This window comes from Escherichia sp. E14V7 (assembly GCF_004212225.1).
In the GTDB taxonomy this organism is placed as follows: Bacteria; Pseudomonadota; Gammaproteobacteria; order Enterobacterales; family Enterobacteriaceae; genus Escherichia.
Genome location: NZ_RHJJ01000006.1, coordinates 1 through 21,853 on the forward strand (window position 1 = coordinate 1; position 21,853 = coordinate 21,853).

The window sequence follows — 21,853 nt, forward strand, 5'->3', positions numbered from 1 at the left end:
GCCAGGCATCAAATTAAGCAGAAGGCCATCCTGACGGATGGCCTTTTTGCGTTGGTGCAAAAAAAATGCCGGATGCGACGCTGGCGCGTCTTATCCAGCCTACGCAGGCACGGTAGGGGGGCAGCTTATTCCCCCACATACGCCAGATTCAGCAACGGATACGGTTTCCCCAAATCGTCCACCTCAGAACGCCCGGTAACCTTAAAGCCCATCTTCTTATAGAACCCTACCGCCTGTGCATTTTGTTCATTAACGTTGGTTGTCAGTTCCGGTGCCATTGAGAGCGCATGTTTCACCAGCATCCTACCCACGCCGCAGCCGCGCACATCAGGATCGATAAACAGCGCATCCATATGCTGCCCATTTAACAACATAAACCCAACCGGCTGATCCCGCTCATTATCCGCGACCCACAACGGTGCTTCCGGCAGAAAGGAATGCACCAGCTCTTCCAGCTCGGCCCGATACTCTGCTGATAAAAAATCATGAGTGGCATCGACAGAACGACACCAAATCGCAACGAGTCCCTCCGCTTCCTGATGCCGTGAGCGGCGAATACTAATAACCATTTTCTCTCCTTTTAGTCATTCTTATATTCTAACGTAGCCTTTTCCTTGAAACTTTCTCACCTTCAACATGCAGGCTCGACATTGGCAAATTTTCTGGTTATCTTCAGCTATCTGGATGTCTAAACGTATAAGCGTATGTAGTGAGGTAATCAGGTTATGCCGATTCGTGTGCCGGACGAGCTACCCGCCGTCAATTTCTTGCGTGAAGAAAACGTTTTTGTGATGACAACTTCTCGCGCGTCTGGTCAGGAAATTCGTCCGCTAAAGGTGCTTATCCTTAACCTGATGCCGAAGAAGATCGAAACTGAAAATCAGTTCTTACGCCTGCTTTCAAACTCGCCTTTACAGGTCGATATTCAGCTGTTGCGCATCGATTCCCGTGAATCGCGCAACACGCCCGCAGAGCATCTAAACAACTTCTACTGCAACTTTGAAGATATTCAGGAACAGAACTTTGACGGCCTGATAGTCACCGGTGCGCCGCTGGGTCTGGTGGAGTTTAATGATGTCGCTTACTGGCCGCAGATCAAACAGGTGCTGGAGTGGTCGAAAGATCACGTCACCTCGACGCTGTTTGTCTGCTGGGCGGTACAGGCCGCGCTCAATATCCTCTACGGCATTCCTAAGCAAACCCGCACCGACAAACTCTCTGGCGTTTACGAGCATCATATTCTCCATCCGCATGCACTTCTGACGCGTGGTTTTGATGATTCATTCCTGGCACCACATTCGCGCTATGCCGATTTCCCTGCCGCGTTGATTCGTGATTACACCGATCTGGAAATTCTGGCAGAGACGGAAGAAGGGGATGCATATCTGTTTGCCAGCAAAGATAAGCGAATTGCCTTTGTGACGGGCCATCCCGAATATGATGCGCAAACGCTGGCGCAGGAATATTTCCGCGATGTGGAAGCCGGACTAAACCCGGACGTACCGTATAATTATTTTCCGCATAACGATCCGCAAAACAAACCGCGCGCGAGCTGGCGTAGTCACGGTAATTTGCTGTTTACCAACTGGCTCAACTATTACGTCTACCAGATCACGCCATACGATCTACGCCGTATGAATCCTACGCTGGATTAATCTTCTGTGATAGTCGATCGTTAAGCGATTCAGCACCTTACCTCAGGCACCTTCGGGGGCCTTTTTTATTTCCGAAACGCACCTCAGCAGGTGAATAAATTTTATTCATATTGTTATCAATAAGTTATCAAGTATTTTTAATTAAAATGGAAATTGTTTTTGATTTTGCATTTTAAATGAGTAGTCTTAGTTGTGCTGAACGAAAAGCGCACAACGATCCTTCGTTCACAATGGGGAAGTTTTCGGATCCATGACGAGGAGCTACTCGATGACTGAACAGGCAACAACAACCGATGAACTGGTTTTCACAAGGCCGTATGACGAGCAGGAGAAGCAAATTCTTACTGCCGAAGCGGTAGGATTTCTGACTGAGCTGGTGACGCATTTTACGCCACAACGCAATAAACTTCTGGCAGCGCGCATTCAGCAGCAGCAGGATATCGATAACGGAATGTTGCCTGATTTTATTTCGGAAACGGCTTCCATTCGTAATGCTGGCTGGAAAATTCGCGGGATTCCTGCGGACTTAGAAGATCGTCGGGTAGAGATTACCGGACCCGTAGAGCGCAAGATGGTGATCAACGCGCTCAACGCCAATGTGAAAGTCTTTATGGCCGATTTTGAAGATTCACTGGCACCAGACTGGAGCAAAGTGATCGACGGGCAAATTAACCTGCGCGATGCGGTTAACGGCACCATCAGCTATACCAATGAAGCAGGCAAAATCTATCAGCTCAAGCCTAATCCCGCGGTGTTGATTTGCCGGGTACGCGGTCTGCACTTGCCGGAAAAACATGTCACCTGGCGTGGTGAGGCAATCCCCGGTAGCCTGTTTGATTTTGCGCTCTATTTCTTCCACAACTATCAGGCACTGTTGGCAAAGGGCAGCGGTCCCTATTTCTATCTGCCGAAAACCCAGTCCTGGCAGGAAGCGGCCTGGTGGAGCGAAGTCTTCAGCTATGCAGAAGATCGCTTTAATCTGCCACGCGGCACTATCAAGGCGACGTTGCTGATTGAAACGCTGCCTGCCGTGTTCCAGATGGACGAAATCCTTCACGCGCTGCGTGACCATATTGTTGGTCTGAACTGCGGTCGCTGGGATTACATCTTCAGTTATATCAAAACGTTGAAAAACTATCCCGATCGCGTCCTGCCAGACAGACAGGCAGTGACGATGGATAAACCCTTCCTGAATGCTTACTCACGCCTGTTGATTAAAATCTGCCATAAACGCGGTGCTTTTGCGATGGGCGGCATGGCAGCGTTTATTCCGAGCAAAGATGAAGAACGCAATAACCAGGTTCTCAACAAAGTGAAAGCGGATAAAGCGCTGGAAGCCAACAACGGTCACGATGGTACATGGATCGCTCACCCGGGCCTTGCGGATACGGCAATGGCGGTATTCAACGACATTCTCGGCTCCCGTAAAAATCAGCTTGAAGTGATGCGCGAACAAGACGCGCCGATTACTGCCGATCAACTGCTGGCACCTTGTGACGGTGAACGCACCGAAGACGGTATGCGCGCCAACATTCGTGTGGCTGTGCAGTACATCGAAGCGTGGATCTCCGGCAACGGCTGCGTGCCGATTTATGGCCTGATGGAAGATGCGGCGACGGCTGAAATTTCCCGTACCTCGATCTGGCAGTGGATCCATCATCAAAAAACGTTGAGCAATGGCAAACCGGTGACCAAAGCCTTGTTCCGCCAGATGCTGGGCGAAGAGATGAAAGTCATTGCCAGCGAACTGGGCGAAGAACGTTTCTCCCAGGGGCGTTTTGACGATGCCGCACGCCTGATGGAACAGATCACCACTTCTGATGAGTTAATTGATTTCCTGACCCTGCCAGGCTACCGCCTGTTAGCGTAAACCACCACATAACTATGGAGCATCTGCACATGAAAACCCGTACACAACAAATTGAAGAATTACAGAAAGAGTGGACTCAACCGCGTTGGGAAGGCATTACTCGCCCGTACAGCGCGGAAGATGTGGTGAAATTACGTGGTTCAGTCAATCCGGAATGCACGCTGGCGCAACTGGGCGCGGCGAAAATGTGGCGTCTGCTGCACGGTGAGTCGAAAAAAGGCTATATCAACAGCCTCGGTGCACTGACTGGCGGTCAGGCGCTGCAACAGGCGAAAGCGGGCATTGAAGCGGTCTACCTGTCTGGCTGGCAGGTAGCGGCGGACGCTAACCTGGCGGCCAGCATGTATCCGGATCAGTCGCTCTATCCGGCAAACTCGGTGCCAGCTGTGGTGGAGCGGATCAACAACACCTTCCGTCGTGCCGATCAGATCCAGTGGTCTGCAGGCATTGAGCCGGGCGATCCGCGCTATGTCGATTACTTCCTGCCGATTGTTGCTGATGCGGAAGCCGGTTTTGGCGGTGTCCTGAATGCCTTTGAACTGATGAAAGCGATGATTGAAGCCGGTGCAGCGGCAGTTCACTTCGAAGATCAGCTGGCGTCAGTGAAGAAATGCGGTCACATGGGCGGCAAAGTTTTGGTGCCAACTCAGGAAGCTATTCAGAAACTGGTCGCGGCGCGTCTGGCTGCTGACGTGACGGGCGTTCCAACCCTACTGGTTGCTCGTACCGATGCCGATGCGGCGGATCTGATTACCTCCGATTGCGACCCGTATGATAGCGAATTTATTACCGGCGAACGCACCAACGAAGGTTTCTTCCGTACTCATGCAGGTATTGAACAAGCGATCAGCCGCGGCCTGGCGTATGCGCCGTATGCTGACCTGGTATGGTGTGAAACCTCCACGCCAGACCTGGAACTGGCGCGTCGCTTTGCACAAGCCATCCACGCGAAATATCCGGGCAAACTGCTGGCTTATAACTGCTCGCCGTCGTTCAACTGGCAGAAAAACCTCGACGACAAAACTATTGCCAGCTTCCAGCAGCAGCTGTCGGATATGGGTTACAAGTTCCAGTTCATCACCCTGGCAGGCATCCACAGCATGTGGTTCAACATGTTCGACCTGGCAAACGCCTATGCGCAGGGCGAGGGCATGAAGCATTACGTTGAGAAAGTGCAGCAGCCGGAATTCGCTGCCGCGAAAGATGGCTACACCTTCGTTTCTCACCAGCAGGAAGTGGGTACAGGTTATTTCGATAAAGTGACGACCATTATTCAGGGCGGCACGTCGTCGGTTACCGCGCTGACCGGCTCCACCGAAGAATCGCAGTTCTAAGCAACCTACAAATGTTGCTGACTGTAGGCCGGATAAGGCGTTCACGTCGCATCCGGCAATCAACGCCTGATGCGACGCTTGCGCGTCTTATCCGGCAATTCTCTGCTCCCGACGAGGGCAACAAATGCCGCGTGGCCTGGAATTACTGATTGCACAAACCATTTTGCAAGGTTTCGACGCTCAGTATGGTCGATTCCTCGAAGTGACTTCCGGGGCGCAGCAGCGTTTCGAGCAAGCCGACTGGCACGCTGTCCAGCAGGCGATGAAAAACCGTATCCATCTTTATGATCATCACGTGGGTCTGGTGGTGGAACAGCTGCGCTGTATCACTAACGGCCAAAGCACGGACGCGGAATTTTTACTGCGCGTCAAAGAGCATTACACCCGGCTGTTGCCGGATTATCCGCGCTTCGAGATTGCGGAGAGCTTTTTTAACTCCGTGTACTGTCGGTTATTTGACCACCGCTCGCTTACTCCCGAGCGGCTTTTTATCTTTAGCTCCCAGCCGGAGCGCCGTTTTCGTACCATTCCACGCCCGCTGGCGAAAGACTTTTATCCCGATCACGGCTGGGAATCGCTACTAATGCGTGTTATCAGCGATCTGCCGCTGCGCCTGCGCTGGCAGAATAAAAGCCGTGATATCAACTACATCATTCGCCATCTGACCGAAACGGTGGGGGCTGATAACCTCGCCGAAAGCCATTTACAGGTGGCGAACGAACTGTTTTACCGCAATAAAGCCGCCTGGCTGGTAGGCAAACTAATAACGCCTTCCGGCACATTGCCCTTTTTGCTGCCGATCCACCAGACGGACGATGGCGAGTTATTTATTGATACCTGCCTGACGACGACCGCCGAGGCGAGCATCGTCTTTGGCTTCGCGCGTTCCTATTTTATGGTTTACGCGCCGCTACCTGCCGCACTGGTCGAGTGGCTACGGGAAATTCTACCGGGTAAAACCACCGCTGAATTGTATATGGCTATCGGCTGCCAAAAGCACGCCAAAACCGAAAGTTACCGTGAATATCTGATTTATCTACAGGGCTGTAATGAGCAATTTATTGAAGCGCCGGGCATTCGTGGAATGGTGATGCTGGTGTTCACGCTGCCGGGCTTTGATCGGGTATTCAAAGTGATTAAAGACAAGTTCGCGCCGCAGAAAGAGATGTCTGCGGCTCACGTCCGCGCCTGCTATCAGTTGGTTAAAGAGCACGATCGCGTGGGCCGAATGGCGGACACCCAGGAGTTTGAAAACTTTGTGCTGGCGAAGCGGCATATTTCCCCGGCATTAATGGAATTACTGCTCCAGGAGGCGCCGGAAAAAATCACCGATCTCGGCGAACAGATTGTGATTCGCCATCTCTACATCGAACGGCGAATGGTGCCGCTCAATATCTGGCTGGAACAAGTGGAAGGTCAGCAGCTGCGCGACGCCATTGAGGAGTACGGTAATGCCATTCGCCAGCTTGCCGCCGCCAATATTTTCCCTGGCGACATGCTGTTTAAAAACTTCGGTGTCACCCGTCATGGGCGTGTGGTGTTTTATGATTACGATGAAATTTGCTACATGACGGAAGTGAATTTCCGCAACATCCCACCGCCGCGCTATCCGGAAGACGAACTTGCCAGTGAGCCGTGGTACAGCGTTTCGCCGGGCGATGTTTTCCCAGAAGAATTCCGCCACTGGCTATGTGCCGACCCACGCATTGGGCCACTGTTTGAAGAGATGCACGCCGACCTGTTCCGCGCTGATTACTGGCGCGCGCTACAAAACCGCATACGAGAAGGGCACGTGGAAGATGTTTATGCGTATCGGCGCAGGCAGCGATTTAGCGTGCGATTCGTATAAATCAGAGACGAAAAGTCACCGCATACCGCCATACGCCAGCGTCACTTCCTTCGCCGCTTTAATCACCATCGCGCCAAACTCGGTCACGCGGTCATCGGTAATACGTGAAATCGGCCCGGAAATCGAAATCGCGGCAAACGGTTCGCGGTGCTCGTCGAAAATACACGCCGCCAGGCAACGCAGCCCCAGCGCATGTTCTTCATCATCAAATGAATAACCCCGTTTGCGCGTCTGCGCGAGGTCTTCTTTTAAATGCACAGGAGAAACCAGCGTCGCGTGGGTATAGGCATGTAAGCCTTTGCGGTGCAGCAGCTTCGTCACCTGCTCTTCACTTAACTGGGCTAAGAAAGCTTTACCGGCACCGGAAGCGTGCATGGGTAACTTACCGCCGATAGGGGCTGACATACGCATCAGATGCGTACACTGTACCTGGTCGATAATAATCGCTTCGTGATCGCTATGATCCAGCACCGCCATATTTACTGTTTCGCCAGACTCTTCCATCAGATTGCGCAGAATAGGATGGACAATGGCTAACAAATTACGGCTCTGGAGAAAGCTGCTGCCGACCATAAAAGCATGTGCGCCGATCGCCCAGTGACCCAGTTCACCGACCTGACGCACGAAACCCTGCTGTTGCATCGTGGTTAGCAGGCGGTGAGTCGTGGAATTGGGTAATCCGGCTTGCTGTGCCAGTTCCGTAAGTGCCACACTGCCATTGGATTCGGCAATCCACTCCAGTAATTTCAGCCCACGCGTTAAAGACTGAACCTGTCCAGTCGCGGGTGCGGTGGCAACGGCGGGTTTTCTGCCGCGTTTTGCGGGAATGGGTGCGACCATGACAGTCTCCTTTTTCTGTATCGTGGAAATCATTTTCATTTTTATTACGGTGTAATGCAATAGTTGCCACACTGATCCGATGAGTTAATGTTGAACAAATCTCATGTTGCGTGGTGGTCGCTTTTACCACTGATGCGTTTATGCCAGTATGGTCTGTTGAATTTTTTTACAGTCTGGGTTGAGCGTGTCGGGAGCGAGTGTGAGCAGCAAAGTTGAACAACTGCGTGCGCAGTTAAATGAACGTATTCTGGTGCTGGACGGCGGTATGGGCACCATGATCCAGAGTTATCGACTGAACGAGGCAGATTTTCGCGGTGAACGTTTTGCCGACTGGCCGAGCGATCTCAAAGGCAACAACGACCTGCTGGTGCTCAGTAAACCGGAAGTGATCTCCGCCATCCACAACGCTTACTTTGAAGCGGGCGCAGATATCATCGAAACCAACACCTTCAACTCCACGACTATTGCGATGGCGGATTACCAGATGGAATCCCTGTCGGCGGAAATCAACTTTGCGGCAGCGAAACTGGCGCGTGCCTGTGCTGATGAGTGGACCGCGCGCACGCCGGAGAAACCGCGCTACGTTGCTGGTGTTCTCGGCCCAACCAACCGCACGGCGTCTATATCTCCGGACGTAAACGATCCGGCATTTCGTAATATCACTTTTGACGGGCTGGTGGCGGCTTATCGAGAATCCACCAAAGCATTAGTCGAAGGTGGTGCGGATCTGATTCTGATTGAAACCGTTTTCGACACCCTCAACGCCAAAGCGGCGATTTTTGCGGTGAAAACGGAGTTCGAAGCGCTGGGCGTTGAACTGCCGATTATGATCTCCGGCACCATCACCGACGCCTCCGGGCGCACACTCTCCGGGCAGACCACCGAAGCATTTTACAACTCATTGCGCCACGCCGAAGCGCTGACCTTTGGCCTGAACTGTGCGTTGGGGCCAGATGAACTGCGCCAGTACGTGCAGGAGCTGTCACGGATTGCGGAATGCTACGTCACCGCTCACCCGAACGCCGGGCTGCCTAACGCCTTTGGTGAATACGATCTCGACGCCGACACGATGGCGAAGCACATCCGCGAATGGGCGGAAGCGGGATTCCTCAATATCGTCGGCGGTTGCTGCGGTACCACGCCACGACATATTGCGGCAATGAGTCGCGCAGTAGAAGGATTAGCGCCGCGCAAACTGCCGGAGATTCCCGTAGCCTGCCGTTTGTCCGGTCTGGAGCCGCTGAACATTGGCGATGACAGCCTGTTTGTTAACGTCGGTGAGCGGACTAACGTCACCGGTTCTGCCAAATTCAAACGCCTGATTAAAGAAGATAAATACAGCGAGGCGCTGGATGTGGCGCGCCAGCAGGTGGAAAACGGCGCGCAGATTATCGATATCAACATGGATGAAGGGATGCTCGACGCCGAAGCGGCGATGGTGCGTTTCCTCAGCCTGATTGCCGGTGAACCGGATATCGCCCGCGTGCCGATTATGATCGACTCCTCAAAATGGGAGGTCATCGAAAAGGGGCTGAAGTGTATTCAGGGCAAAGGCATTGTTAACTCTATCTCAATGAAAGAGGGCGTCGACGCCTTTATCCATCATGCGAAACTGTTGCGTCGTTACGGTGCAGCGGTGGTGGTAATGGCCTTTGACGAACAGGGTCAGGCCGATACCCGCGCACGGAAAATCGAGATTTGCCGTCGGGCGTACAAAATCCTCACCGAGGAAGTCGGCTTCCCGCCGGAAGATATCATCTTTGACCCGAACATTTTCGCGGTCGCAACTGGCATTGAAGAGCACAACAACTACGCGCAGGACTTTATCGGCGCGTGTGAAGACATCAAACGCGAACTGCCGCACGCGCTGATTTCCGGCGGCGTATCTAACGTGTCGTTCTCGTTCCGTGGTAACGATCCGGTGCGCGAAGCTATTCACGCGGTGTTCCTCTACTACGCTATCCGCAACGGTATGGATATGGGGATCGTCAACGCCGGGCAACTGGCGATTTACGACGACCTGCCCGCCGAACTGCGCGACGCGGTGGAAGATGTGATCCTCAATCGTCGCGACGATGGCACCGAGCGTTTACTGGAACTTGCCGAGAAATATCGCGGCAGCAAAACCGACGATACCGCTAATGCCCAGCAGGCAGAGTGGCGCTCGTGGGAAGTGAATAAACGTCTGGAATACTCGCTGGTCAAAGGTATTACCGAATTTATTGAACAGGACACCGAAGAAGCGCGCCAGCAGGCGGAGCGCCCCATTCAGGTGATTGAAGGCCCGCTGATGGACGGCATGAACGTGGTCGGCGATCTGTTCGGCGAAGGGAAAATGTTCCTGCCGCAGGTGGTGAAATCGGCGCGCGTCATGAAACAGGCGGTGGCGTATCTCGAACCGTTTATCGAAGCCAGCAAAGAGCAGGGCAAAACCAACGGCAAGATGGTGATCGCCACCGTGAAGGGCGACGTCCACGATATCGGTAAAAATATCGTTGGCGTGGTGCTGCAATGCAACAACTACGAAATTGTCGATCTCGGTGTTATGGTGCCAGCAGAAAAAATTCTCCGTACCGCCAAAGAAGTGAATGCTGATTTGATTGGCCTTTCAGGATTGATCACGCCGTCGCTTGACGAAATGGTCAACGTGGCGAAAGAGATGGAGCGTCAGGGCTTCACCATTCCGCTATTGATTGGTGGTGCGACCACCTCAAAAGCGCACACGGCGGTGAAAATCGAGCAAAACTACAGCGGCCCGACGGTGTATGTTCAGAACGCCTCGCGCACCGTTGGTGTGGTGGCGGCGCTGCTTTCCGACACTCAGCGTGATGATTTCGTTGCTCGTACCCGCAAGGAGTACGAAACCGTGCGTATTCAACACGGGCGCAAGAAACCGCGCACACCACCGGTCACGCTGGAAGCGGCGCGCGATAACGATTTCGCTTTTGACTGGCAGGCTTACACGCCGCCGGTGGCGCACCGTCTCGGTGTGCAGGAAGTTGAAGCCAGCATCGAAACGCTGCGTAATTACATCGACTGGACGCCGTTCTTTATGACCTGGTCGCTGGCCGGGAAGTATCCGCGCATTCTGGAAGATGAAGTGGTAGGCGAAGAGGCGCAGCGGCTGTTTAAAGACGCCAACGACATGCTGGATAAATTAAGCGCCGAGAAAACGCTGAATCCGCGTGGCGTGGTGGGCCTGTTCCCGGCAAACCGTGTGGGCGATGACATTGAAATCTACCGAGACGAAACGCGTACACATGTGATCAACGTCAGCCACCATCTGCGTCAACAGACCGAAAAAACGGGCTTCGCTAACTACTGTCTTGCTGACTTCGTTGCGCCGAAGCTTTCTGGTAAAGCAGATTACATCGGCGCATTTGCCGTGACTGGCGGGCTGGAAGAGGACGCACTGGCTAATGCCTTCGAAGCACAGCACGATGATTACAACAAAATCATGGTGAAAGCGCTTGCCGACCGTTTAGCCGAAGCCTTTGCGGAGTATCTCCATGAGCGTGTGCGTAAAGTCTACTGGGGCTATGCGCCGAACGAGAACCTCAGCAACGAAGAACTGATCCGCGAAAACTACCAGGGCATCCGTCCGGCACCGGGCTATCCGGCCTGCCCGGAACATACGGAAAAAGCCACCATCTGGGAGCTGCTGGAAGTGGAAAAACACACTGGCATGAAACTCACGGAATCTTTCGCGATGTGGCCCGGTGCATCGGTTTCGGGTTGGTACTTCAGCCATCCGGACAGCAAGTACTATGCCGTGGCGCAGATTCAGCGCGATCAGGTCGAAGACTATGCCCGTCGTAAAGGTATGAGCGTTACCGAAGTTGAGCGCTGGCTGGCACCGAATCTGGGGTATGATGCCGAGTAAGTGATAACACCGGGGTATTTGCCCCGGTTTTTAATGTCATAAATAATGGATTATTGAACATGATAAAAATTGATGAAATAGATTTTTTTGCTTTCGAAGGATGTTCAGAGTCCGAAGTTACTGAACTATTAGGAAAAAAACCAACAGGTTATAATGATTGGATAATTAATATAAAAACAGGTGTGGAGTGGGTATTTTATGATGGTCGTTATTGGTTAGATTTTCGTAAATCCAAAGAGGGTATAAGGTGTATCTCATGCAGTATTCTGTACCACGATAAAAGTAAAGGGCGTATCGATGTCTTATTTAGTGAAGGTATGGCTGACAGAGGTTTAAAAAATACGGGTGGAGTGTTAATCCAAAAACGCCCGCAATTATAATAATTCCTGGTAATATTTGTTTTCGTGAAAAGGATTTACTTTATGCAACGTCAATATAAAAAATACATTCTTCTCTTTTGGGGTGTCATGGATGTTATCGCGATAGCCACCTATCTGTTCTACTCGATTGGTAATGGTCGTATCCCTTTTTATTCCGATATCGTTCATTCAATTTCCTTACTTAAGGATATCGGTGTTGAAGGCGGTTTTTACGCTTATGCAGTCGCCACTGTTACGCTACAAATAGTATTATTGTTCTCTTTATTCTTTTCTGCGCAATCTTTTTTAAAACAAAAATTGTTTAGTTTCTCTTTTTTGGCAGTTCAGGAATTTATGCGTTTTGCTACCGTAAGCTGTTCAATCTCCGTAATACCGTTGTTACTTAATTATTTTCATTCACAGGATCTGGTCTTAAATATTTCGTTGTTTATCTTCTCAGAGGTCACAAAAGTGACAACGATTATCTGGTGTAAACGACAGGGGAAAGTGTGACAGAAATAGCAACAGATACAGGTGGATTTTTATATAAATGCCTTTTTAAATGCTTTCTTGTATAAATCTCTTATACTGAAAGTACATACAAGAGAAATGCCTGGATAAAAACAACGTGATTAGAAAAATCTTAACAGGAAAATGCATAACAAAAAGGAGAACCTGATTCCGTGCTAACTTTGCTTCACCTGCTTTCTGCCGTCGCCCTGTTGGTCTGGGGGACGCATATTGTCCGAACGGGCGTAATGCGCGTCTTCGGTGCACGACTGCGTACAGTTCTTAGCCGAAGCGTCGAAAAGAAGCCGCTCGCCTTTTGCGCGGGGATCGGCGTTACCGCACTGGTACAGAGCAGTAATGCCACCACCATGCTGGTGACTTCGTTTGTCGCTCAGGATCTGGTTGCTCTCGCACCCGCGCTGGTGATTGTGCTGGGGGCTGATGTCGGGACGGCGCTAATGGCGCGGGTCCTCACCTTCGATTTATCCTGGTTGTCACCGCTGCTCATTTTTATTGGCGTGATTTTTTTCCTCGGACGCAAACAGTCACGCGCCGGGCAACTGGGCCGCGTCGGTATTGGTCTTGGGCTGATTTTGCTGGCGCTGGAGTTGATTGTGCAGGCCGTAACGCCGATCACCCAGGCAAACGGCGTTCAGGTGATCTTTGCTTCGTTGACTGGCGATATTCTGCTGGATGCGCTGATTGGCGCGATGTTCGCCATTATCAGTTACTCCAGCCTTGCCGCTGTACTGCTGACCGCGACTCTGACCGCCGCAGGCATTATCTCCTTCCCGGTGGCGCTCTGTCTGGTAATCGGAGCCAACCTCGGTTCCGGCCTGCTGGCGATGCTCAACAACAGTGCCGCCAATGCCGCCGCTCGCCGTGTTGCGATGGGTAGTTTGTTGTTTAAGTTGGTGGGGAGCTTGATTATCCTGCCATTTGTCCATGTTCTGGCTGAATCAATGGATAAACTGCCTTTGCCAAAAGCGGAACTGGTTATCTATTTCCACGTCTTCTACAACCTCGTTCGTTGCCTGGTCATGCTGCCGTTTGTCGATCCAATGGCGCGATTTTGCAAAACGATTATTCGCGATGAACCTGAGTTGGATGCCCATCTGAAACCAAAACATCTGGATGTTAGTGCGCTGGATACTCCGACTCTTGCTCTGGCGAATGCCGCCCGTGAAACACTGCGCATCGGTGACGCGATGGAACAGATGATGGAAGGGCTGAATAAAGTGATGCACGGTGAACCGCGTGAAGAGAAGGAGTTGCGCAAGCTGGCGGATGATATCAACGTCCTCTACACCGCGATTAAACTTTATTTGGCGCGGATGCCAAAAGAAGAGCTGGCAGAAGAAGAGTCGCGCCGCTGGGCGGAGATTATCGAAATGGCTCTCAACCTGGAGCAGGCTTCCGATATCGTCGAGCGCATGGGCAGCGAAATCGCTGACAAATCACTGGCAGCACGGCGGGCATTTTCGCTTGATGGGTTGAAGGAACTGGATGCGCTCTATGAGCAATTGCTCAGTAATTTAAAGCTGGCAATGTCGGTGTTCTTCTCTGGCGATGTCACCAGCGCTCGTCGTTTGCGCCGTAGTAAGCATCGCTTTCGCATTCTTAATCGCCGTTATTCCCATGCTCACGTCGATCGCCTGCATCAGCAAAACGTGCAGAGCATTGAAACCAGTTCGCTACATTTAGGCTTACTGGGAGATATGCAGCGCCTGAACTCGCTGTTTTGTTCGGTGGCTTACAGTGTGCTGGAACAGCCGGATGAAGATGAAGGACGGGACGAGTATTAATATTGTGAATCCTGTAGGCCTGATAAGACGCGTCAAGCGTCGCATCAGGCACTATGAACAAGATGCCGGATCATGCATCCGGCAATTCACTTAAAAACGGTGACCCGCTTCCAGCGGCACCGCTTCCTCACCAGCTTTAAATACATAAGTGGTATTCGGGCCGCCCAGCGTAGCGTGATCTTTACTTACTGTGATCCAGTTACCTTCCGGCAGGCCAATAATGGTCAGTTCTGGCGCGACGACCAGCAGTTCGCGAATACGCTGCTCGCGCGTTTCCCCTTTATGGCCTTCCGGCAGCGCGTTGGTGAAGTGCGGGTTGATTTGCAGCGGGAACAGATTCAGCGCATCGAAACCTTGCGGATCGACAATCGGCATATCGTTGGTGGTGCGGATAGTTGGGCAAGCAAGGTTAGCGCCTGCACTCCAGCCGATATACAGCGCGCCACGTTTTACTACGTCGGCAATGGGTACCAAAAGCCCGCGTACGCGGCATTCTTTCAGCAACTGGAAAGTGTTGCCGCCGCCGACAATTACGATCTCAGCATTTTCAATCGCGGCAACAGGATCGGCCACGCTATGAATACCGGTGACAGAAACGCCAAGTGGGGCAAGGACCGCAGCCGTTTTGGCCGTATAATCATCCCAGGTTTGCGTTACGCCAGCGAAAGGAATAAACACCGCTGAACGGCGACCTTGCAACTGTTCAGCAATCAACGGCAGTGCATGTTCCAGCCAGGCTTTACCCGGCAGCGTCGAGTTACTCAATAAAAGCAGTTCCATTACTTCTCCGGTTAGTAAGAAATCACGGGAGGCATGCTACCACTGTGATTTTAACCGCTTACTGACATGGCTCACGATGTCGCGCATTGAACCTGGCGTTCTGAGGATAGTTAGCAAACAAGGCGCTGAGCCTGATGACAAACACAGCATTGCCTGATGCGCTACGCTTATCAGGCCTACAAGCTAATTGCAATGTCTTGAATTTTCGCGATTTTGTAGGCCGAATAAGGCGTTCGCGCCGCATCCGGCATGAACAACGTGCACTTTGCCACCAATCTGAGCGCCCCTTAAGGCGCTGATGTTTCTTATCCTTCTCGTGCAAATTGTGCCGCTTCAGTAATCAGCCGCGCATCAGGTCGCACACCGGTATACATCGCGAACTGCTCGACGGCCTGTAAAGCAATCACCTCTGCGCCGCTGATCGTCTGCTTATCAAGCCGTTGCGCCAGGCAAATGAGCGGCGTTTCCGGCGGTAATGCCACGACGTCAAAAACGACGCTTGCCGTAGAGATCATCGCTTCGCTGAAGGCCAGCTCATGGCTCTCTTTACCACCGCTCATGCCGACAGGGGTAACGTTAACCAGAATGTCGCAGTCGATTCCTTCTGGCTGCGGTTGCCACTGGAAGCCATACTGCTTCGCCAGCGCCGGGCCGCTCTCGTGGTTGCGGGCGGCGATGATGACATCGGTAAACCCCGCGTCGCGAAAGGCGGCAATGACCGCTTTACCCATGCCGCCACTGCCGCGAATCATCACGCGTGCGGCGCTATTGAGCTGGTGGTGAATAATCAGGTTTTTCACCGCGATGTAGTCGGTGTTAAACCCGGTCAGCCTGCCGTCGTCATTCACGATGGTATTCACTGAATCAATGACTTTCGCTGACGGATCGATCGCATCGAGAAAGGGCATACAGCTTTCTTTAAACGGCATCGACACGGCACAGCCGCGAATACCTAATGCGCGAACGCCTTTCACCGCCGCCTCAATATCCTGGGTGGTGAACGCTTTGTAGATGAAATTCAGCCCCAGCTTTTCATACAGATAATTGTGAAAACGCGTGCCGAAGTTGCCGGGGCGACCGGCCAGCGACATGCACAGTTGAGTATCGCGATTAATCATGGCTAATTGCCTCTGCATGAGTGAGCAGATATTGCTCCGCCTCACCGGACCAGATCCCCTGATGACGCGCCAGAATCGCCGCCAGTGCTTGATCCTGAATCTGCGTGAGTGACGTCAGCGGCAGGTCTTTCCCGGTATACACCAGTTTTTTGCCGCCGCCGACGGCAGGCAATTCAAGCGTGGTTTCGCCCGCAGCATTCAGCCCAAGAATATGTGTTACCACTTTTGCGGCTTGCACTTTTTTCTCTTCGATCAGTTTGACCGCCGCACGCATGTCATCGGTATTGCCGCCCGACGTGCCAACGTAATGAGTAAAGGCATAATGCACATCGTAGAAATTAATTGGCGCGCTGAAGTGCTTATCCTGCGGTCCGGCGAAGAAATTCAGACAACCATCTGTCGCCAGCAAGGAAGAGGCGAGAGTCACCAGTCCTTCATTAGGCACAAAGACGAAAATATCATCGAAGCCGTGACCGCCACTTAGTGCCATTAACGTATCAAATGCTGCATCGGCGGCATTGAGATAATGAATCAGTGTTTGCGGTTCTGATGGATAGTGCTTGCGCGCATAACTCAATTTGTCGTTGTCGGTATCGGTAATGACGAGCAGCGACGGGTTAACTGGCCCATGCAGCGCATAATCAATCGCTAACAGTCCCATTGGTCCGGTGCCGCCGAGGATCAGTGTGCGTCCTTGCGGGCGAATCCCCATCGTGTGGTTATAACTACCTTCCTGAAGATGATAGTTGGCGTTGAACGCGCCAATCACGCAGGAAAGCGGTTCAACCAGCGAGCCTTCAAAGTAGGTTTCGCCGTCGTATGCCAGCAGGCAATCCTGTTCCATAACCTCATTTGGGATAACCACATGTGTGGCTTCACCACCCACCCACGGGAAAGAGTAACCGGGGCAGTCCGGGCTTTCCGGCAGTTGCAGGTTGGCCTGAATCACATAGCGCTGGCCCGGCTGAAATTTGTGCTGCCACTTTTTACCCACGGCCAGAATATCGCCGCAAAATTCATGGCCGATGATGATGGGATTGGTCGCCACATCGTCGGGTACTTTTTTATGGTTTTCACCCAGATTGGCCTCTTTCCAGGAAGAGAGGCACAGGCTGTCAGTGACCACCGTCGCGAGGATTTCATCCTCCTGCATTTCAGGAAGGTCAAAGGTTTCCAGGCGTAAATCACGTTTACCATAAAGACGCAGAGCTGTTGTTTTCATAAACCACCTCGTGTTGAACGATGGCCCCGACGGTTGCGCCGGGGCGAAGAATCAGGACAGGAAGCCCAGCGCATTGCCGATAATCCCTAAACCAAACAGGGCGAAAATCAGCCATACCGGGTTAATTTTTTTGTTGAGCAGAAGCACCATCAGCAGCGTCAGACCGAGCGCCAGCAAACCAGGACAAAGTTGGTCGAGAATGTTCTGCACGGTCATGGTGACGGTGGCGCCATCGGCGGCAGGCGTTTGTGAAACCACCAACGGCACGTTGATCGACGTCCATTTGGTGACCAGCACGCCCATCACAAACAGTCCGAGAATCGATGCGCCTTCGGTGAGTTTTTGCAGCACATTCCCGCCCATATCGCTGACGATATTCACCCCTTTGCGAAAGCCGAGCTGTAGGCCATACCACTTCATCGCCAGACGCACCGCGTTGAAAATAAAGAAGAACAGCAGCGGGCCGAGAATGTTGCCCGAAAGTGCCAGAGATGCGCCGAGCGCGGCGGTAATCGGGCGCAGCGTTCCCCAGACCAGTGGATCGCCAACCCCTGCCAATGGTCCCATCAGGCCAACTTTGATGCCGTTAATGGTGCCGTCATCAATTTCTGCACCGTTGGCCCGCGCTTCTTCCATGGCGGCGGTCACGCCGATGACCGGACCACATACGGCTGGCGTGGTATTGAAGAACACCAGGTGTCGCCTGAGCGCCGCAACCTGATCCTCTTTTAATGGGTAGAGTCGCTTGATGGCGGGGATCATGTCGTAACAAAAGCCCAGCCCATGAATGCGTTCAAAGTTGAAGGACGCCTGTTGCAGGTTGGAGCGCAGAAACATGCTCACCAGATCGCTGCGTGTAATTTTTCTCTGTTCCATGATGGCTCCGTTAATCATCAAGTTGGTCAAGGGCGGTGATAGTGGTGGTCTGGGGATGTGGTTCAGCTTTACGCCACTGTGGATTTAACTGGATGTAGAGCAGGGCCATGATTACGCCGACGCCACCGAAAGCCAGCAGACTGAGATCGAGGTAGCCACCTGCGAGGAAACCGAGGAAAAAGAAAGGCATCAAATATTTCACGCCCATCATGCGAAGCACCATGGCGTAACCGACCACCACGATAAAACCGCCAGCAATCTGCAGTCCACGGGTCACAAATTCGGGAATGGCGCTCAGCATATTGCTCACCATATCGGCGCTGACGAACAGCGAGACAATCAGTGCCGGAATCGCAACGCGCAGTGCCTGCACGCCAAGTGCGGAGACATGCAGAATATCGAGAGTACGAAACCGCGCCTCTTCCGCTGCTTTATCCGCCGCGTGCTGGAACACTACGGTGATGGTGCGGGCAAACACCGTCAGCACCTGGCCTGCCGCAGCCACAGGCAACGCGATGGCGATACCTGTGGCGATGCTTTGCTGACCAACGATAACCAGAATGGCGGAGATTATGCTGGCGAGTGCAGAATCCGGAGATTGCGCCGCGCCGACGTTCATCCAGCCGAGAGCTATCAATTCCAGCGTACCACCGAGCATAATTCCGGTTTTTAAATCACCGAGAATTAAACCAATCACCGTACAGGCAATTAACGGGCGATGAGTCTGAAATTCATCCAGCACGCTGCCCATTCCGGCAATACAGGAAAAAAGAAATATGGCAATGATTTGTAGGGTACTTATTTCCATGATTTGTCACCTTTTAAGTGTCGTCATCCCTGCCTGTTAAAGCATATGTACACAGGCGCTATTATTTAATTTGCGACTAACTGTTCTTTTATTTTGTCGATAATATTGATTGAAGGATCTGACGCTACAACGCGTAAATCCAGCGTGACGCCAAGATTATTTAACTCATGAAATGCGTTAATATCATCGTCATCTAATGAAACTGCTTTGGTTAACTGTTTTTTACCGGGTCGCCAGGCCATGCCGCCAATATTCAGGGTGCCGATTTTTACTCCCTGGCGAACCATCGCTAAGGCATCCTGAGGTCGGGTAAAAAGATAAAATACGGTTTCGTCCTGATATTGTGGGTTGTGATACACCGCGACAGCTTTTTCAATATTGACCACGTTAACTTTCATTCCCGGCGGGGCGGCCTGACGCAATAATGTCCGGCGAACTTCATCGTTATACACCTCGTCATTGCAGATAATAATGCGCTGGGCGTTAGCCACTTTCGACCAGACGGTAGTGACCTGGCCGTGGATTAGGCGGTCATCAATGCGGGCGAGCGTAATGTTCATCAGAAATCCTCCTCTGCCGTTGCCAGTTGTTTCCAGACAACGCAGGTTTGCTTTGCGATTTGCGTCAGGTGTTCACACAGTTCATCAACGTTCATGCTGTCCTGGTTATCGACCAGTTCGAGCGCCAGTGGCAGGGAAAGGCCGCTTATCACCCGCAGGTGCGGATTGCGCATCGCAAGCGTCGCTGCTGCATTCCACGGGCTACCGCACTGTAAATCCACGGCGATTAGCCACTCGTCATGATTGTGAATGCTCACTAACTTCTCCAGCTTTGCCACAATGTCTCCGGCATTCTCGCCGGGCACAAATTCAACTGCCTCAACATTGGCGTCGCCGTACACCATCTGAACCGATTCCAGCATGGCGCAGGCTAATTTGCCGTGGGCGCAAAAAATGGCATTGACCATAAAGCCTCCTTAGCCGCGCGTTTTTCCGCCCGCAATGTTAGTGGTTACTCCGGTGATGTAGCTGGCGCGTTCAGACAGCAGATAACAAACAAAATCAGCGACTTCTGCTAATTTTCCGGCGCGCCCAATAGGAATGGCGTTTTTGGTATAGCCTTCACGCAGCTGTTCGACGGTGATATTGCGCGTCCACGCCAGCGCCTCTTCATATTCCGGCGTGCGCAGTCCTGTTTTTTCCAGAATCCCCGGCGCGATACCGACCACACGGATACCGTGTTTACCCAACTCTTTCGACCAGGATCGCGTGAAGCTATTGAGCGCGGCTTTGGTGGCGGCGTAACAGCTTTGGCCTTCTGAGCCTTCCAGACCGCTTTCCGAGGAAACATTCACAATCACGCCATCGTGTTGTTTTACCATCTGCCGCGCCACCGCCTGCGACATCAGAAAAACGCCTTTCTGGTTGATATTGACCATTTTTTCGAATGCAGCTTCGTTGAGTTCATACTGCCCGGCAGGCGCTTTCTCATCGACCAGCAGACGCGGGAAATTGACCCCGGCGTTATTGACCAGACCGTCGATGCGACCAAAACGCTGGATAATTTCCGCTACCGTATGATTTACCTCTTTGGCGCTGGAAATATCGGTCGGCCAGAACTGATAACCTTTATGACTTTCATATTGACCATCGCCACCGTGAATATCGACCATCTGTACATTCGCGCCTTGTGCTAATAATTCATCCACAATCGCCAGACCAATGCCGGATGCGCCACCGGTGACAATAATGATTTTATCCTGCAAATTTAACCAATTTGGCATAACAGACTCCTGGTTTTAGATAATAGAGGCCCGCCGTAATTTTTCATTACGGTAAAAGTCGGGCAGATTTTTATTTCAGTAATAGTTCAGCTGTGTTGCTATTCGTTACCAGACAATTAATATATTTCCCACGCAGTGCGCCAATAATTCCGCTATATTTCTCTTCACCTATAGCAATACCAATGGAATAACGTGCCTGCTTTAGTTTATTCATTTCGATAGAGAGTGTTTTCTCGCTCATATTCGTTTCGACCATTGCGCCGTGAATATCAAAAAAGCGTGAGCAAATATCACCGGCAACCTGACGGGCATTCAGGTCGTCACTCTCTTCGCCGCCATAAAATGCATGCCAGTTGGCGCCATCGCGAATAGCCGGTGAGCCAATCCCCACCAGGGCGACATCCAGATTATCCCAGTAGGCTGAGATGGTTTTAAAGTGCTGAGACTGCATGATCCCATTACGAATTAAGGGGTTATCCAGCAGAGCTGGAAAATCCGCGAGCTGCGATTCCCCTTTCAGCTTTGCCGCCGCGCTGTAGGTTAATGTGTTTACGTGATAGCGGCTTTCGAGTTTACCGGACGGGCCGCCAATAATCGGCACGCAAATTAACTGCCGCGATTGCCCCGCCTGCGGCAAGTTTTCAACCAGTGCGCTCACTGCGCGGCCCCAGGAAAAACCAACAATATCACCAGGTTCCAGCAAACGATCTAACAATTGCGCGCCGTGTAACCCCATTACCGCCAACTGAGCGTCTTCCTCTTCATCGCGCCCTGATACCACCACAGCTTCTTTCAGACCAAACTTTTGCTTCAGTTGCTGCTCCAGCCAGAGGTTTTCGTTGTAGTCATAGTTGATGGCGATGGTGACAATTCCCTGTTCGCGGCCCCGTTTAAGTAAGCGGCTGATGGTGGTCCGATAAATACCCAGTTCGCGGGCGATTTGTGCCTGCGTCATGTCCTGTTCGTAATAGAGTTGGGCAATCTTCACAATCAAACGGATATCGTCACTGTTTTCCATCGCCGCCTCCTGATTTTGCACATTTGTGCAAATATGCTTTTTAACCGCTTGATCTGATATAACTCCATCATGGTGACCTTTAAAAGCGATTTTTCACTCTTTGTTTGGGCTGAAATGGCGCTTTATCTTGCACATTTGTTTCT

Annotated in this window: 19 protein-coding genes; 8 read left to right on the forward strand and 11 right to left on the reverse strand. The window is 52.0% G+C overall.

Annotated features, from left to right (window positions below; translation table 11 throughout):
• Window positions 1-125 precede the first annotated feature (125 nt).
• On the reverse strand, window positions 126-569 hold the full coding sequence (locus D9741_RS06975; RefSeq protein WP_130218628.1) for an acetyltransferase: 444 nt from the start codon (window positions 567-569) through the stop codon (window positions 126-128).
• Window positions 570-725: 156 nt separating this feature from the next.
• On the opposite strand from D9741_RS06975, the gene metA reads away from it, so the two are divergent.
• The 4 genes from metA (at window position 726) to aceK (ending at window position 6,708) form a co-directional block, all read left to right on the forward strand.
• The gene (metA, locus tag D9741_RS06980) at window positions 726-1,655 is read left to right on the forward strand and encodes a homoserine O-succinyltransferase (RefSeq protein WP_130205743.1); all 930 of its coding nucleotides are present in this window, start codon (window positions 726-728) and stop codon (window positions 1,653-1,655) included.
• Window positions 1,656-1,923: 268 nt separating this feature from the next.
• On the forward strand, window positions 1,924-3,525 hold the full coding sequence (aceB, locus tag D9741_RS06985; protein WP_130218626.1) for a malate synthase A: 1,602 nt from the start codon (window positions 1,924-1,926) through the stop codon (window positions 3,523-3,525).
• 29 nt (window positions 3,526-3,554) lie between these two features.
• Window positions 3,555-4,859, forward strand: a complete 1,305-nt coding sequence (gene aceA, locus D9741_RS06990) for an isocitrate lyase (protein WP_000857849.1) — start codon at window positions 3,555-3,557, stop codon at window positions 4,857-4,859.
• A gap of 124 nt (window positions 4,860-4,983) precedes the next feature.
• Entirely contained in the window at window positions 4,984-6,708 is a 1,725-nt protein-coding gene (aceK, locus tag D9741_RS06995; protein WP_130218624.1) for a bifunctional isocitrate dehydrogenase kinase/phosphatase, read from the forward strand.
• A gap of 15 nt (window positions 6,709-6,723) precedes the next feature.
• Here aceK and iclR read toward each other — a convergent pair whose 3' ends face one another.
• Complete coding sequence (iclR, locus tag D9741_RS07000) at window positions 6,724-7,548, reverse strand: glyoxylate bypass operon transcriptional repressor IclR (protein ID WP_000226399.1); 825 nt, start codon at window positions 7,546-7,548, stop codon at window positions 6,724-6,726.
• A 199-nt stretch (window positions 7,549-7,747) separates the two neighbouring features.
• Between iclR and metH the strand changes: the two genes are divergently transcribed.
• The 4 genes from metH to D9741_RS07020 all read left to right on the forward strand — a co-directional run bounded on the left by metH (window position 7,748) and on the right by D9741_RS07020 (window position 14,105).
• Complete coding sequence (metH, locus tag D9741_RS07005) at window positions 7,748-11,431, forward strand: methionine synthase (RefSeq protein WP_130218622.1); 3,684 nt, start codon at window positions 7,748-7,750, stop codon at window positions 11,429-11,431.
• A 59-nt stretch (window positions 11,432-11,490) separates the two neighbouring features.
• Window positions 11,491-11,811, forward strand: a complete 321-nt coding sequence (locus D9741_RS07010) for a hypothetical protein (protein WP_024246113.1) — start codon at window positions 11,491-11,493, stop codon at window positions 11,809-11,811.
• A gap of 42 nt (window positions 11,812-11,853) precedes the next feature.
• Window positions 11,854-12,303 carry a hypothetical protein gene (locus D9741_RS07015; protein ID WP_130218620.1) on the forward strand — a complete coding sequence of 150 codons (450 nt, stop codon included), beginning with the start codon at window positions 11,854-11,856 and terminating at the stop codon, window positions 12,301-12,303.
• A gap of 170 nt (window positions 12,304-12,473) precedes the next feature.
• Window positions 12,474-14,105: a Na/Pi cotransporter family protein gene (locus tag D9741_RS07020; RefSeq protein ID WP_130218618.1), complete on the forward strand. Its 1,632-nt coding sequence runs from the start codon at window positions 12,474-12,476 to the stop codon at window positions 14,103-14,105.
• Between the two features lie 90 nt (window positions 14,106-14,195).
• Here D9741_RS07020 and pepE read toward each other — a convergent pair whose 3' ends face one another.
• The 9 genes from pepE to D9741_RS07065 all read right to left on the reverse strand — a co-directional run bounded on the left by pepE (window position 14,196) and on the right by D9741_RS07065 (window position 21,710).
• Window positions 14,196-14,885: a dipeptidase PepE gene (pepE, locus tag D9741_RS07025; protein ID WP_130218616.1), complete on the reverse strand. Its 690-nt coding sequence runs from the start codon at window positions 14,883-14,885 to the stop codon at window positions 14,196-14,198.
• 305 nt (window positions 14,886-15,190) lie between these two features.
• The gene (locus tag D9741_RS07030; RefSeq protein WP_130218614.1) at window positions 15,191-16,003 is read right to left on the reverse strand and encodes a shikimate 5-dehydrogenase; all 813 of its coding nucleotides are present in this window, start codon (window positions 16,001-16,003) and stop codon (window positions 15,191-15,193) included.
• Window positions 15,996-17,225 carry an L-sorbose 1-phosphate reductase gene (gene sorE, locus D9741_RS07035; protein WP_130218612.1) on the reverse strand — a complete coding sequence of 410 codons (1,230 nt, stop codon included), beginning with the start codon at window positions 17,223-17,225 and terminating at the stop codon, window positions 15,996-15,998. Before sorE ends, D9741_RS07030 begins: the two co-directional genes overlap by 8 nt.
• Before the next feature lie 51 nt (window positions 17,226-17,276).
• Entirely contained in the window at window positions 17,277-18,101 is an 825-nt protein-coding gene (locus D9741_RS07040; RefSeq protein WP_130218610.1) for a PTS system mannose/fructose/sorbose family transporter subunit IID, read from the reverse strand.
• Window positions 18,102-18,111: 10 nt separating this feature from the next.
• Complete coding sequence (locus D9741_RS07045) at window positions 18,112-18,909, reverse strand: PTS mannose/fructose/sorbose transporter subunit IIC (protein ID WP_000406332.1); 798 nt, start codon at window positions 18,907-18,909, stop codon at window positions 18,112-18,114.
• A gap of 65 nt (window positions 18,910-18,974) precedes the next feature.
• A complete protein-coding gene (locus D9741_RS07050) occupies window positions 18,975-19,469 on the reverse strand; it encodes a PTS system mannose/fructose/N-acetylgalactosamine-transporter subunit IIB (RefSeq protein WP_130205757.1) in 495 nt (164 codons plus the stop codon).
• Window positions 19,469-19,876, reverse strand: coding sequence for a mannose/fructose/sorbose PTS transporter subunit IIA (locus D9741_RS07055; RefSeq protein WP_130218608.1), 408 nt, complete (start codon window positions 19,874-19,876; stop codon window positions 19,469-19,471). Before D9741_RS07055 ends, D9741_RS07050 begins: the two co-directional genes overlap by 1 nt.
• A gap of 9 nt (window positions 19,877-19,885) precedes the next feature.
• Window positions 19,886-20,692: an SDR family oxidoreductase gene (locus D9741_RS07060; RefSeq protein WP_130218606.1), complete on the reverse strand. Its 807-nt coding sequence runs from the start codon at window positions 20,690-20,692 to the stop codon at window positions 19,886-19,888.
• Between the two features lie 70 nt (window positions 20,693-20,762).
• Window positions 20,763-21,710, reverse strand: a complete 948-nt coding sequence (locus D9741_RS07065; RefSeq protein ID WP_130205763.1) for a sugar-binding transcriptional regulator — start codon at window positions 21,708-21,710, stop codon at window positions 20,763-20,765.
• Window positions 21,711-21,853: the final 143 nt, after the last annotated feature.